Genomic DNA, 13,649 nt, shown 5'->3' on the forward strand with positions numbered 1-13,649 from the left:
ATTTCTGTTAAAAGTGAAAATAATAGACAAGTTTTATCTGTGCTTAGTATTTATGGTCAGTATTTGTGCTTAGGTAATACGACCCATCCTGTGACGATAGCGCTGAGCCCGCCTAGGATACTAACAGGCAAAAAGAGTGCCACTATAGCTACACCTGATAAGATAACGTTATCTAAAGCGCCAGCCGAAAGCCCTGTTGATAATAAAATTATGGCTAGGAATACGATAAAAGTGCTAAGACAACCGATGATAAACAAGGGTAATACTTCATTAGATGAATCAAAGTATATCTGAAAATGGCAGATAACCACTCCTGTGACTAGTGAAGGTAATAAACCAATCAGGCTTCCAAGTATAATAATACTGAATAAGATTGCCACAGCTTGCATCACACCAAAACCAGCAGGTGTTATCGCGCCTGCTATTACACCTATTATAGTAATAGGTAAGCCAATAATTGAGCTACCTATTGCACCGCCTAACAATCCATAAAGCCCTATTACTCTACCGGTTGGGTAGTTTGGTACCGCAACTGTAGCGCCGCTCTCAATAATATCCATACACCCTCCCTTGTTTTATTTAATTTCTGTCAAAAGTGAAATAAATAGATAAATTTTATTCATGTTTAGGTAGTACAAACCAGCCTATTATTACAGCGATTGCACCACCATTACAGCAAAATAGAAAAAGCATCACAGCGACATCTATAAAATCTTTATCTAGAGTAAACAACACCATGTATATAAAAGTGCTTACAAAACCAATTATAAATAATAGTACCGCCTTTTTTATTGAATCAAAATACATCTTAAATAAGCATGCCATAAAGCCAGTTAGTAACGCAGGTAGAAACCCCATTATTCCAACAAGTAACAAAGCTCTAAAAAACCATTCTACTGAACGTTGAAACATAAATGTTTCAATAGAATTCTGTGTAATTAAACTAATAATTACCATAGATAAATCTAAAGCTATTCCGCCAAAAATGCCACCGAGTAACGCATAAAACCCCATTACTCTAAAGTAAGGATAATCAGATTCAGACATAGTTAAAACTGAACCTCCTATATTTCGCTCTTCTTTTTTCTTTAAAGATACGACTATTTGCTTATCAGTTTTTAGCTTATCAACAGTGGCGTTGCTATTAGTCTTACTCATAAAGACCTCTATTTTGTTTCACATGAAACTTATTAAGTATTTTCAATTTAAAACCTTATACTTATCTAAAAGTTATCAAAGTTTTGCAATGTCTTTTCTTTCGATAGTAGTAATTTACCTAGAATCATACTACTAAGTCCTCCCAGCAGCCCCATACCTCCTGTGAATGAGAATAGCTGTAAAGAAAAACTGTCCATCAGAAACCATTCGAATATATAGTAATTAAGCAGCACAACTGATACAGCGTAAGTGGAACTGACTAAAAAGCCCATTAAAAATAACTTACAGTAATCTTCAGCACCTTGTATTTTCATTTCATTTTTGACTACCCAAACCCCTGTAATTATAGAAGGTATTAGACCAAACACAGCACCAAGTACTATCGATGAAACAATAAATATTAATAATAACTCTATTCCTGGATAATCAAATATAAATAACGTACCAACCATTAGACCACCAGTGCTACCACCTAGTAGGCTATAGCCCCATCCCACTCGATTAAATGGATAAGATGATTCTTTGATCTCGTTCGTTAGACTTGTCATGATATTTTCTACTAATGAGCCTAAAAAAATGTTTCACATGAAACAGTTACCTAGTCATTTATGACTTCTGCTCTGTTAACGCTTGCTTTAGCGTTGGCTGCTGAAACTCATAACCTGCGTCCTGTAATACTTGCGGCAATACTTTTTGACCATCAATTAATAGCATCGACATCTCACCAAACATCAGCTTGAGTAAAAATTTAGGTAAGGTAAAAAAGGTCGGACGATGCAGCCATGCCCCAAGCGTTTTAGTAAAAGTATGATTGTTTACGGGGTTTGGCGACGTGAGGTTATATACAAACCCTGGTGTATCACTGGTAGTCTGCAAGGCGTTATCATGTACAGTATCAGCACCACTATCGTGCTTACCAGTAAGGTGCTGCTCAATGATAAATATCGTCGCCCCTACCCAGTCTTCACGGCTGACCCAACTCATGACCTGCTGACCATCGCCCAACTGACCACCAGCGCCCATTTTAAACGGTGTCAAAAGCTTGCCAACCATGCCACCCTCAGGATGAATCACCACACCAGTTCGTACGATGGCCACAGGTACACCATACCCGGTTGCCGTCAAAGCGAGCTGCTCCCATTGCTCACACAACTGGTGGGCAAAATCTGTTTTGTAGTTGCTACTTTCGGTCAGTGGTGTATCACCTTGTACACCATACCAGCCAATCGCTGAGCCACTGACTAGCAGCTTGGGCTTGATACTGGTACGGGCAATAAACTCCAGTATTGACTCGGTAGGTTTAATACGGCTCGCAAGCAGCTGCTCTTTACGCTCATCACTCCAACGCGTATCAGCAATACCTGCACCGGCTAGGTTCAAAATCATATCAAAGGTATTGTCTGTTTTTGAGAGTTCGTCATAAGTCATCATGTCAATATCATTAGGATGTTCTTGGCTGCTGTCACGTGTCAGCCAAGTAATATGTAATTCTCTATCAGCCGTTTGATAACGTTTCTGAATCTCTTTGCTGAACGCACTACCCAAAAACCCTGAACCGCCACTAATTAGAATATTCATGCCCTACTCCCTAATGTGTATTATTTTTCAGTAAAACTTAACCCGTTATAGTTATCGTCTTCTTTTTTAGCCTTTATATCAAAATGACTTTTACATACTTTTGGTAAAGCAATAAGGCTAGCAATCGCTGAGTTGATGCCACCAAACAATCCTATAGCAGTCATGAATGCGAATAATACGCCAACTTCTATCAATGAGTTTATGCCTAAATATAAAACGATTGCACCCATATAAATCGCTGAAATGATAAAGCCAATCATGAATGTGGTTTTTATACTTTTACGATCACCGCGCCATACCTTTTGACTAGCAACGATAACACCTGTTAATAAAGCAGGGATAAAACCAAGTAATCCAACATAGAGTAATGGTTGATAACCTATTTGAGCAAAATCAGCATCTCTAAAGATGAATAATAAAAACAGCTGCGCTACCAGTCCACCAACCAAGCTACCAAACCCTGCAAACAAAATAATCACTTGTAGATAAGGATACGCACCTAACTTATTATTCGTTTTCATTTTATTTATCCCATTAACAGTCATCGTTAATTTAGTATAAATATGGCGTTGGCAAAGCCAATGAAATTACTATGGATAATTGGTGATTAATTATGTCACTTATCTCTGTGAATCATGCCTTTGGTAAGACAAATAACCCTGTGAAATATCCACTAGAACTTCCCATCAAGGCGGCAAAGATACAAGCAGCAAGTGAAAAAGGGATATCGTTAAAAACCATGAATAGTAAAGTATAGATAACCGTCGATATTGTACCGATGATAGCTGAATACGATAAACCTTTATGATTGCGGTATAACTTCAAACTCGCGACTAAGCAACCAGTCAATGTTGCGGGAATTAGACCTATCATAAAACCAAAAAATGCCCAGATAGGTACTGCTAATATAGCTTGCACTATTGAACTACCGATATTCTGCCAGACATCATCTTGCAAGATAGTTTCTAAAACCACAAATATAGCTGCTATTAATCCTATTAAGCTGCCACCAGTCGCTCCACCAAAGAGTAAATATGATGCTATGACATTTGCTTTTGAATAATTTTCATGACCTTTGTTAGAATCTGAACTCATGACAATTTCCTTAGAAACAGTTTTTTAGCTATTCTTCCAGTCGATTAGCTCGAGCATTCAACATTTTCTTCTAACGTAGGTAATGCTGACATGCCTACCCATTCTACTAAGCAAAACGCTTACGAATAGGACATTCACTATCATTATTTCTTTGATTCTTATCTTTTAACTTACTCGCATAATGATTTATAAATTCCATGACAGTTGTCATATTTGGCAATACATGTGCTTTGGTCAGATGCGGCGCTGCTGCATCCAAACGTTTGGCAAGCTCAGGTAAGTGGTTCGATGGCACAGCAGGAAAGAGGTGATGCTCGACGTGATAAAGTAAGTTGAAGGTCAGCAAATTAACTACAGGGTTGCGCTCAGTTCGGGCGATTGTCTCATCACAATCATGATGCACGCCCCACACAGCGATGATGCCCACGCTGGCATTGGCCAACATCATCGTCAGTAAGTGGTATATCAATACTTGAGTCAAGGTTGCAATAGCAGGAACCGCCATAGGAAGCACAGTCAATACCAACGCAGTGATAATAACAAGGGCAATCAAGCCAAACTCTAGCCATGCGATACGTTGATTGCGACGGCTACTAAGATGCAGTCCTTGGCGGTAAATATCCAATCGATATGCTATGCCGCCAAGCATGGCTTGCCACCACGAACCTTTTGCCAAACGGCCTTCGATATCACTGTCACCTAACGGATTGCGGTGATGTTCCATGTGAGTGGCTCGGATACTATGCAAACTGGTCATCAATAGTACACTGAGCAATAACAATATGCCGGTAACGGTGCGTTTGCTCACGCCCAAGCTATGATGATAACCATCGTGCGCTTGGCGAAAAGCAGCGGCGAAAAACAAATAAGAAGCGCCACATGCCAATACATACCAAGACTGACTAGCGAACCACCAAGACAACAATAAAAATGGATAAGGCAAAATGAGGTTATAAGCAGTTTGAGCACGCGTTAATTGGCGCAAATCCTGCCACTCAACTGAGGCCATTGCATTTTTAATGGATTGCTCTTTATTAGCGTGTGTCTTATTTGCATTCATTTTACGCACCCATTTGTCGTTACTGTTTCTTATTGCTGCGATTCTTACTAAAACTCGTATCGCTTGATCTTGACTAGCTTTTATATTTATTACATAAATTTCTGTTAAAACAGAAATTATCACTTAAATTTTTTATTTTAAATACTATATCTCATTACTAGCGCAGAATTTTTTTGATACTCGCGCCCAATTTAAGGACTTTTTTGAGGATGCTGGTGGGTAGCTTGAGCATCTCAGCAGACCAAGTGGTGAGTGTACTAACGAATTCTTTTGTATCACGGATGCGTGCTTTTACATCGCTGTTCTCATGTTCGAATTCAGGACTGTCCATCAATTCTTGTAAGAACTGCACTGTTGGTTCAAGCTCACGCTTTTGTCGTTCAACCACAATGATGCGTGCTAGCTCCCAAACATCAGTATTGGTCGTAAAATGATCGCGACGATCGCCCAATATGGAGATCTTTTGTACCAAGCCCCAATGCTGTAGCTCTTTAATACTGTTTGAAACGTTAGAGCGAGCAACACCAAGTGTTTCGGTAATTTCTTCAGCATTTAATGGTTTACCAATAATAAATAATAACGCATGAATCTGTGACATGGTTCGATTGACACCCCATTGCGAGCCCATCTCACCCCAATGTAAGATAAACTTTTCGGTCACAGGATTTAATTTCATAACGGTTATTCACTTATTTTTATGCAATATGGCTTGTTTATTAATGGTTCTGCTTATTAACTCATCTTGCGCCATTCTTTTATTTCTGTCAATAGTGAAATGTAAAGACTGTGCTTATCATTTATATAATGAAGCTTTGCTCATTGCATTTAAATGACTGCTACTTTCTAACGAATGATTAAGCCAGTAATTGCATCACGAATTTGACTGGGCAAAGTATAGCCCAACGTATCAGCTTGTAAGTAACTGATGTGCTCGCCAAAATAGGCATAAGCGTCGGTGAAAGTGACAGCAGGTGGTTGCCCTGAGGGGTTGCAGCTGGTCGAAACCAACAGTCCAAATGGATTGTGTGCACTGACCAATTGCTCGCATAGCTGACGAATAACAGGATGAGCGATGACTCTCACCGCCATCGTTTGATGTTGTCCTGTTACCCAAGGAGGAATCGTAGTAGCTAGCGCCTGCGGAATAGGTAGCAGCCATGTATGTGCTTGCTTATATTGCAAACCATCATCGTTATTATGACCACTATCTGCCTGCCAACTCTTTAGGATAGGAGCGCACTGTTCATCCGTTAAAGAAGATAGCAAGGGTGCCAGACGCTCCACGCTGTCGGTAATGACAATCATACCTTTGGCTTGTGGACGCTGTTTAATCTCTAAAATTCGCTTAACGGCTTCTTTATCATAAGCATCACAGCCGATACCCCAGACACTTTCGGTTGGATAAGCGAGCAGCTGCCCTTCTTTGAGCCAATGAGCAGCTTGTGCAGTGGAGTCAGTGATAAAAGGTATGGAATGATTCATAGCTTGAATGGTTTGGACGAGTAGAAGGTTGAGCGCTAATCATAACACAGGAGAAAGTTTGACTCAGATAACAAAACTTGAAAATCACCACCTTTTTACTGTGCTGAACTTCCTAAAACCTGGAAAGCAAAAAAGCTTCAAGTTAAAAAAATATAGCATTAGACGCGTAAATATCGACCGCCTTGCACACTGATAATACCCAACAATTCAAGCTCCATCAACTGGCCAATCAGTTGCGGTGGTGCAAGATCGGTAGCCACGATAAGTGCATCTAGATCTTGTCCATGCCAATCAATCTGCTCATAAATACTGGTTAGATGTTCAGGAACAACAACAGCGCTGCGAGGCAACTTAACATTAGAAGATGATGGTTGTGAATCGTTGGTAGCTGTTACGGTGCCGTCCTCTATACTCACAACTTTTGGAGAATATTTATTGCTCAATTGGGTGTTATTAGATTGCGATCGCTGTGTTTGTTTGTCAGAACGACTGTCATAGTCTAACTGACCACTGACATCTTCTAGTACCTGCTGAGGATGATAAATCAACGTCGCCCCCTCACGTATTAGGTGATGACAACCTTCAGCATTATTATTATCGATATGACTTGGAATGGCAAAGACCTGTTTACCCTGTTCAGAGGTTAAACGCGCAGTAATGAGCGAGCCGCTTTGAATGGTCGCTTCTGTCACAATCGTTGCTAAGCTTAATCCTGCAACCAGACGATTTCGGCGCGGAAACGTATGTTTGTGCGGCTGCGTGTCTGGTAACAGCTCGCTAATGATACAACCACCTTGATCGATAATTTGAGTAAATAACTTATCGCGATGGTTGGGATAGTTTACATCAATCCCTGTACCCATCACGCCAACGGTACGACCCTGATAGTCAGCATCAGTTTGTGCTAACGCGCCTAAATGCGCGCGTTTATCCACACCCATCGCTAGTCCACTGGTAATGATATATCCAGCTTGTGCTAAATACTGTGCCATATCAAACGTGATTTTTTGTGCATGTGCAGTGGGTTTTCGGCTACCGACGATAGCGATTTGTGCTTGATGCAGGCGCGCACGATTACCACGATAAAATAACAATGGTGGTGGGTCATAGATTTGTAAAAGTTGGGCAGGATAGTCAGATTCATCAGCAAATAGCAGACCGTAACGACCCTCTAGTAGTGCTTGCTGAATTTTATCAATATTAGTGAGTGTTTGCTCTGGCTGTTCATGACGTTTGAGGTGAGTATGATGAATACCCGCTTGTCGCCATGATTCTATTTTTGCTTGCCAAGCAAGTTCTACATTTCCAAAGGAAGTAAGTAGCTTATGATAAGCAGATAATGACGCATTCACCTCGTACCACAGCGCCAATACTGCGCGCTGATCGTCCGATAAAGGAGAGGTGACTGTCGTCATAGTCATTTGTCTCGTATAGGCAGACTTAGATCAATAAATCTTGTAATAAGCCTGTTGCTCACTTATAAATAAGGAGGCGGTAGTAACTGATCGCCGACATTAAGTGGCAATTCAGAACTAAGTACATACGCATAGCTGATATGATCAAAAGTATTGAAGACCATTAGCATACCTGTTTGTTCATTTGGTAAGCGTACAGGCGTATCTTCATCTTTGATATCACGTACCAAAGCGCCTTTTTGATAGACAGTCAATACATCACCAGGCTTAGCGCCTTCTAAGCTGCCCAGATTAATAGCAACTACACTGCCTTTTGCTGCTGAACTGATTGAGTCCATCACACGTACAATCATGCCACCACGACTGGTATTAGCAGGCGTCGGATAAAACACGGGTGGAATAGAGTTGTTCAATTCAACAAAGACGCGGTCACCTTCACGTACTTCTTTACCATAATTATCGGTCAGTTGTAAGCTACTAACGCCATTGGTTTCGGTAGAAGTAACCAAGCCTGTTGCTACTTGTGTAACTTCTAGACCGATGACGTCGTTTGTCGTGGAATCAGTATACAGCTCACCTTCACGATAAATACCGTAACGCTGACCGGTGATAAGTGGCACACCTTTCGCATAGACCTTATCACCACTCGCAGTGATTAAATTACCTTTTTTAGAGGCTAATATATACGGAGTCGTATTAAAATCTTGTGGATTGACAATAACTGTTTTGTCTAGCCAGTGGCGAATAGCCGTCCAAGGAATAGATGGAATGCTATTGGCAGTTGACGTCACTGTTACTGGAGTAGCAGCTACGTTACCAGTAAGTTGCTTTTCAACCCCTGCACAGCCCTCGCCCGTATCCACACCAATGAGAGTCTTACCTTGAATCACACATAAGATAAGAATGTCATTAGGATAGATAAGATTGGGGTTTTTGATTTGCTTGTTTGTCGCCCAAATCTCTTTCCAACGCCATGGACTATCTAAATAGCGTTCTGAGATGTCCCATAAGGTATCGCCTTTTGTGACAGTATAGCGATTAGGCGCATCTGCTTTGAGAGTGGGTGGTGGATTGTTGGCGTGGGCAGTGGTCATTAGCATGGCACTGCTAAAAGTCGTAAGCATCAGTGCTGTTGCTATCTTTTTTAAGCTCATCTTCATTGTTATATCCACAATATGTACCGCTATTACCATCATAATAATCACGCTTGAGTCTATCAATCTAGAATCTCTATTGTTGATACTTAATGAAATAAGTGACAATAAAAATTCAATCAATCCGTTACTCAAGCTGCGCATTTATTATGACGCTTAGAGGGCAGCTGTTCAGTATAATTGGCTGGTTTTGTTCCTAAAAAAGCGTCTAGCACAATGATGACTCGCTGACGCTGTTTCTAATATTACAATTATATCTACCATAACACAATCATAAACACTTTATTACAATAGTGTAACCTTTATATAAATACTTTCTCTGATTTTTTATTTAAGGTAGCTGTATTAAATACTCACAACTAAGCATAGCTATGGTCAAACGCTCAGCATGCTCTAAGCTCATAATTTGACGGTGATTTACGCTGGATTTGGTGTGACATGCTGACGAATTTGCTCAGCAACCAATTCAGCGTCATTATCTAGCACCACTACATGCTGCGGCAAGCTCTCTAGTCCTTCGGTATGAGATGGGCGAGCAATATCTATCTGCCCTACTGCCTCAACGATGGTATCTGCAAACTTAACAGGTAATGCTGTTTCCGCACAGACAATCACTTCACCCTCTTGCTGCAACTCTTTGGCGACTTTGATGCCATCAGCAGTATGTGGGTCGACCAACTCACCAAATTGCTCATAAAGGGCTTTGATGGTTTGCAAACGATCACTGTGGGTAGACTTGCCAGCAGCGAATCCATAACGAGTATTAACCGCTTCCATTAGCTCAGATAAATCGAAACCTTGACCAGATTTCACCCCTTCAAACAGCTCATGAACACGCGCACTGTCTTTGTCCAATAATAGATAAACAAAACGCTCAAAGTTAGAGGCTTTGGAGATATCCATTGATGGACTTGACGTTACATAAGTCTTTTCAGTCGGACGCGGTTGATAAGCACCTTGGTTGAAGAAGTCATTCAACACATCGTTTTCATTAGTAGCAACGATTAATCGATCAATCGGTAGCCCCATCTCACGAGCAATATGACCAGCGCAAATGTTGCCGAAGTTACCTGACGGTACGCTAAAGCTGACTTTTTCATCGTTGCTAGTAGTGACCGCAAAATAAGATTTAAAGTAGTAAACGATCTGCGCTAGGATGCGACCCCAATTAATAGAATTCACTGTACCTAGATTGTAGGCAGCTTTGAACTCAGCGTCCTGTTGTAACGCTTTGACGATATCTTGGCAGTCATCAAACATACCATCGATAGCGATATTATGAATATTATCGTCAGTCAAGCTATACATCTGCGCACGCTGGAATTCACTCATTTTTCCGTGTGGTGATAGCATAAAGACTTCGATATTTTCTTTACCACGCAGTGCATACTCTGCTGCACTACCTGTATCGCCACTTGTCGCACCAATGATGGTAATACGTGCGTCTTTTTTCTTAAGCACATACTCAAAAGCATTACCCAAGAACTGCATGGCAACATCTTTAAACGCCAATGTCGGACCGTTTGATAATCCTAGGATATATAAATTATCTTCAAGCTTACGAACAGGAACAATTTCATCAGAGCCAAACACCTCGGCAGTATAAGTACGCTCAATGAGGTCTTGTAGATCGGCCGTAGGGATATCTGTTGCAAAACGCTGCATAATCGCCATCGCAAGCTTTGGATAGCTAAGCGCACGCCACTCATCAAGCGTTGCGCTATCGATATTTGGATAATGCTCAGGCAGCATCAAACCGCCATCTGGAGCAAGACCCATTAAAAGCACATCACTAAAATCCATCGGCGCTGTCTGACCACGGGTACTGATATATTTCATTAGATTGTCCTGTCTACAATAATGTTATTCAATAGTTAAAAACGGTTTATTCGGCAGTTTTATGCAACAACGCATAATAAAAACCATCGCCACTCTCGCTATCAATCGGTAAGCACTGACGACCAATCGCTTGTTCGATACCCCAGCTGCATTCCTCAGTAAACTCAATCGCTACCGCATCATTATGATGAGTGATAAAGTCCTGCATTTGCTCAACGTTCTCTTGTTTTAAGATAGAGCAAGTCACGTACAACAGATAACCACCTGCTTTGAGTTGTGGCCATAAGTTATGCAAGATATCTGCTTGTAGCAGTGCCGTTTGCTCGATATCTTCTTCGGTACGCAGGATACTAATATCAGGATGACGGCGAATAACGCCAGTCGCGGTACAAGGAGAATCAAGCAATATCGCATCAAATACAGGCTCATTTGTCGCCGCTTTTTTATTCTTGCCATGCTGCCATCTGGTTGCATCCGCACAGACAATGTTCAATGCAATGCTGTTCTCTGCTTGCTTCAGATCGTGCTGACTCAGATTTAAGCGCTGTAAATTCTCACGAATGCGCTCAATACGTGGTGCTTCATTATCGATAGCCGTTACCTTGACATTAGCATTAGCAGTCGTAGGCGACGTTTCAGCATCATCTTGTTTCACGTGAAACAACGATGATTCATCATTAGCGCTTATAATCTCTAACCAATGTGCCAGTTTGCCACCAGGGGCCGCGCAAGCATCTAAAATGTGTATCTCTTTCTCAACACTGTCGCTGCCACTCTCAGTATCGTCAGCATTGTTACTTTCAGCACTGAGCTTAGCCATCAATGCTTGATTAATAATGGGTGCAGCTAATTGCGCATGCATGTCTTGTACACTAGCAGTCCCTAAAGCAAACTCAGGCAAAGCGTTAACAGCAGTGCTTTGATGCAATCTAATACCTTTGGTTGATAGCGTTGTAGCCGCGCTAGACTCTGACGCGTTCAATAATTTAAAACCAGTCGTTAGTTCAACGATGTCCGCATCAATTTCTGCACCATACAATGCATTCTGATAATCTTCTACCGAAGTCACCGATGAGTTTACTCGTAAAAACATTGGTGCTGGTTGGCGTAAGCCTTGTGTTAGCTCATCATACTGCTCGCTCCAGTCTTGCTTAAGCTGATAAGCGAGCCAATTCGGTAGGCTATGCTTCTTATCACACTTCTTACGAAATTTACTTGGATTTTTAGCGACTTTGCGCAAAATAGCATTGACTAAACCAGTAGAATGAGCAAACTCAATCTCTTTGGCAGCTTCAACGGTTTCATGAATCGCAGCATGGTCAGCCACTTCTAAATAAAGCAGCTGAACCAAACCCACTTGAATGGTGGTGCGCACCTCAACTTCATCGATAGGATTGTCTGCAAGCGTATCTAGCAAACGTGCCAGCGCATGCCACTGGCGCAGTGTGGTTAGTAGCAGCGCATGTGCAAAGCCTTTGTCACCGTCATGCAGACTATTTAGTAATGGATCAAGGACACTTGAGAGCGACTGACCATTTTGAATAGCCAGTAAGGTACGAATCACACGCACACGTACGCTACCATTCATAATAAGATTGCTTGATGGTTTGAGCTTGTTATTTCTAGGTGCATTATTTCTAGGCGCAGTACTGTTGTGTCTCATTAAATTTTATTTCCTTGACGTATCATCAGATAGCGCCTTGTTGAGATAGGATAAACTAGCATTAAGTTAGATTTGGTTATTTTGATTCTGTCGTAAATTTGTCGCCATCATTGAGCTGATTACCATGGCAAACTTGCTCAGCCGTCTGAGGTTTACCACCTGCAAACTGCAAGTGAGTAATGGCTAAAGTCGTGGCTGATGATTCAGCGTCATTCGCTTTGCCACAAGCAACCAAAACAGCATTACGTCCAACACTAATAACAGTACCTGCAGGTTCATTGGTTTGCTGCGACGCATTGATTGGCAAGCTGGCCAATACTTTAACGCGCTGCCCTGCTAAAAACGTATAAGCACCCGGCCACGGTGTCAGTCCGCGAATTTGGCGTTCAATAGCGGCCGCAGGCTGTGTCCAGTCAATCTCACCCTCGGCTTTGATTAGTTTTTCAGCATAGTTCGCCTGATTCTCATCTTGAACCACAGCTTGTGCTTGATAATGTGGCAAATCTTGCAACACGGTACTGATTGCATTCGCACCAAGCGCAGCCATTTTATCGTGTAGACTGGCAGCAGTATCATCAGCTTCAATACGAGCGCTGGTTTTGTAAATCATATTGCCAGTATCTAAGCCCTTATCCATCTGCATAATAGTAATACCCGTCTCATCATCCCCTGCCAATAAGGCACGGTGGATAGGAGCCGCACCGCGCCAACGCGGTAATAGTGAGGCATGAATATTTAAGCAACCATGTGTCGGTGTCTCTAATACACCGATAGGTAAAATCAATCCATAAGCAGCAACAATCATGACATCTGGCTGATATGATTGCAGCACTGCTCGAGCAGCCAGACCCTCATCACTTGATTTTTTAAAGGTGACTGGTTGTTCTACAGGAATATCGTTTGCTAGTGCGACTTCTTTCACCGCAGAGGCAGATACTTTTTGGCCACGACCTGCTTTGCGATCAGGCTGCGTGTACACCGCGACAATCTCTATATTCAGCACGTCTTGCTGACTGATTAGTGACTCCAGACTAATAGCGGCAAATTCGGGCGTTCCCGCAAATACTACCTTCAATCGATTGATAGCGAGAGAATCATGAGTGATCGAGGGCGTAGGTAAATCTGATGTAGGAGCAATTGTAGTCATAATCGTGCATTATATAAGGTTAATTTGTTCATTATAGGTGAGTTTCTAGTGTTGTGCC

Annotated in this window: 14 protein-coding genes; all 14 read right to left on the bottom strand. The window is 41.7% G+C overall.

Translation table 11 applies throughout. The features are described 5' to 3' along the window. Positions 1 to 56: 56 nt before the first annotated feature. The 14 genes from ACT3QP_RS04660 to fmt all read right to left on the bottom strand — a co-directional run bounded on the left by ACT3QP_RS04660 (position 57) and on the right by fmt (position 13,591). Complete coding sequence (locus ACT3QP_RS04660) at positions 57 to 560, bottom strand: hypothetical protein (protein WP_442440080.1); 504 nt, start codon at positions 558 to 560, stop codon at positions 57 to 59. A 55-nt stretch (positions 561 to 615) separates the two neighbouring features. Then, a complete protein-coding gene (locus ACT3QP_RS04665) occupies positions 616 to 1,158 on the bottom strand; it encodes a hypothetical protein (RefSeq protein WP_442063395.1) in 543 nt (180 codons plus the stop codon). A 65-nt stretch (positions 1,159 to 1,223) separates the two neighbouring features. After that, positions 1,224 to 1,706 carry a hypothetical protein gene (locus ACT3QP_RS04670; RefSeq protein ID WP_442063393.1) on the bottom strand — a complete coding sequence of 161 codons (483 nt, stop codon included), beginning with the start codon at positions 1,704 to 1,706 and terminating at the stop codon, positions 1,224 to 1,226. Between the two features lie 58 nt (positions 1,707 to 1,764). Further along, entirely contained in the window at positions 1,765 to 2,736 is a 972-nt protein-coding gene (locus ACT3QP_RS04675) for an epimerase (RefSeq protein WP_442063391.1), read from the bottom strand. Positions 2,737 to 2,756: 20 nt separating this feature from the next. Then, on the bottom strand, positions 2,757 to 3,257 hold the full coding sequence (locus tag ACT3QP_RS04680; protein WP_444524643.1) for a hypothetical protein: 501 nt from the start codon (positions 3,255 to 3,257) through the stop codon (positions 2,757 to 2,759). Between the two features lie 112 nt (positions 3,258 to 3,369). After that, positions 3,370 to 3,831 (bottom strand): hypothetical protein, encoded by a 462-nt coding sequence (locus tag ACT3QP_RS04685; RefSeq protein ID WP_444524644.1) that lies wholly within the window; start codon positions 3,829 to 3,831, stop codon positions 3,370 to 3,372. 106 nt (positions 3,832 to 3,937) lie between these two features. Further along, on the bottom strand, positions 3,938 to 4,891 hold the full coding sequence (locus ACT3QP_RS04690) for a fatty acid desaturase family protein (RefSeq protein WP_444524645.1): 954 nt from the start codon (positions 4,889 to 4,891) through the stop codon (positions 3,938 to 3,940). A gap of 157 nt (positions 4,892 to 5,048) precedes the next feature. Further along, positions 5,049 to 5,567: a GbsR/MarR family transcriptional regulator gene (locus ACT3QP_RS04695; protein WP_442061811.1), complete on the bottom strand. Its 519-nt coding sequence runs from the start codon at positions 5,565 to 5,567 to the stop codon at positions 5,049 to 5,051. A 167-nt stretch (positions 5,568 to 5,734) separates the two neighbouring features. Beyond that, entirely contained in the window at positions 5,735 to 6,373 is a 639-nt protein-coding gene (locus ACT3QP_RS04700; RefSeq protein WP_444524646.1) for an L-threonylcarbamoyladenylate synthase, read from the bottom strand. A 158-nt stretch (positions 6,374 to 6,531) separates the two neighbouring features. After that, positions 6,532 to 7,788: a DNA-processing protein DprA gene (gene dprA / locus ACT3QP_RS04705; protein WP_444524669.1), complete on the bottom strand. Its 1,257-nt coding sequence runs from the start codon at positions 7,786 to 7,788 to the stop codon at positions 6,532 to 6,534. A gap of 62 nt (positions 7,789 to 7,850) precedes the next feature. Next, the gene (locus ACT3QP_RS04710) at positions 7,851 to 8,948 is read right to left on the bottom strand and encodes a LysM peptidoglycan-binding domain-containing protein (protein ID WP_442061819.1); all 1,098 of its coding nucleotides are present in this window, start codon (positions 8,946 to 8,948) and stop codon (positions 7,851 to 7,853) included. A 411-nt stretch (positions 8,949 to 9,359) separates the two neighbouring features. Continuing rightward, the gene (gene thrC / locus ACT3QP_RS04715) at positions 9,360 to 10,781 is read right to left on the bottom strand and encodes a threonine synthase (protein WP_444524647.1); all 1,422 of its coding nucleotides are present in this window, start codon (positions 10,779 to 10,781) and stop codon (positions 9,360 to 9,362) included. Between the two features lie 46 nt (positions 10,782 to 10,827). Next, on the bottom strand, positions 10,828 to 12,444 hold the full coding sequence (locus tag ACT3QP_RS04720) for a transcription antitermination factor NusB (protein ID WP_444524648.1): 1,617 nt from the start codon (positions 12,442 to 12,444) through the stop codon (positions 10,828 to 10,830). 76 nt (positions 12,445 to 12,520) lie between these two features. Then, positions 12,521 to 13,591 carry a methionyl-tRNA formyltransferase gene (gene fmt / locus ACT3QP_RS04725; RefSeq protein ID WP_444524649.1) on the bottom strand — a complete coding sequence of 357 codons (1,071 nt, stop codon included), beginning with the start codon at positions 13,589 to 13,591 and terminating at the stop codon, positions 12,521 to 12,523. Positions 13,592 to 13,649: the final 58 nt, after the last annotated feature.

This window comes from Psychrobacter sp. AOP7-B1-24 (assembly GCF_052376215.1).
Lineage (GTDB): Bacteria > Pseudomonadota > Gammaproteobacteria > Pseudomonadales > Moraxellaceae > Psychrobacter.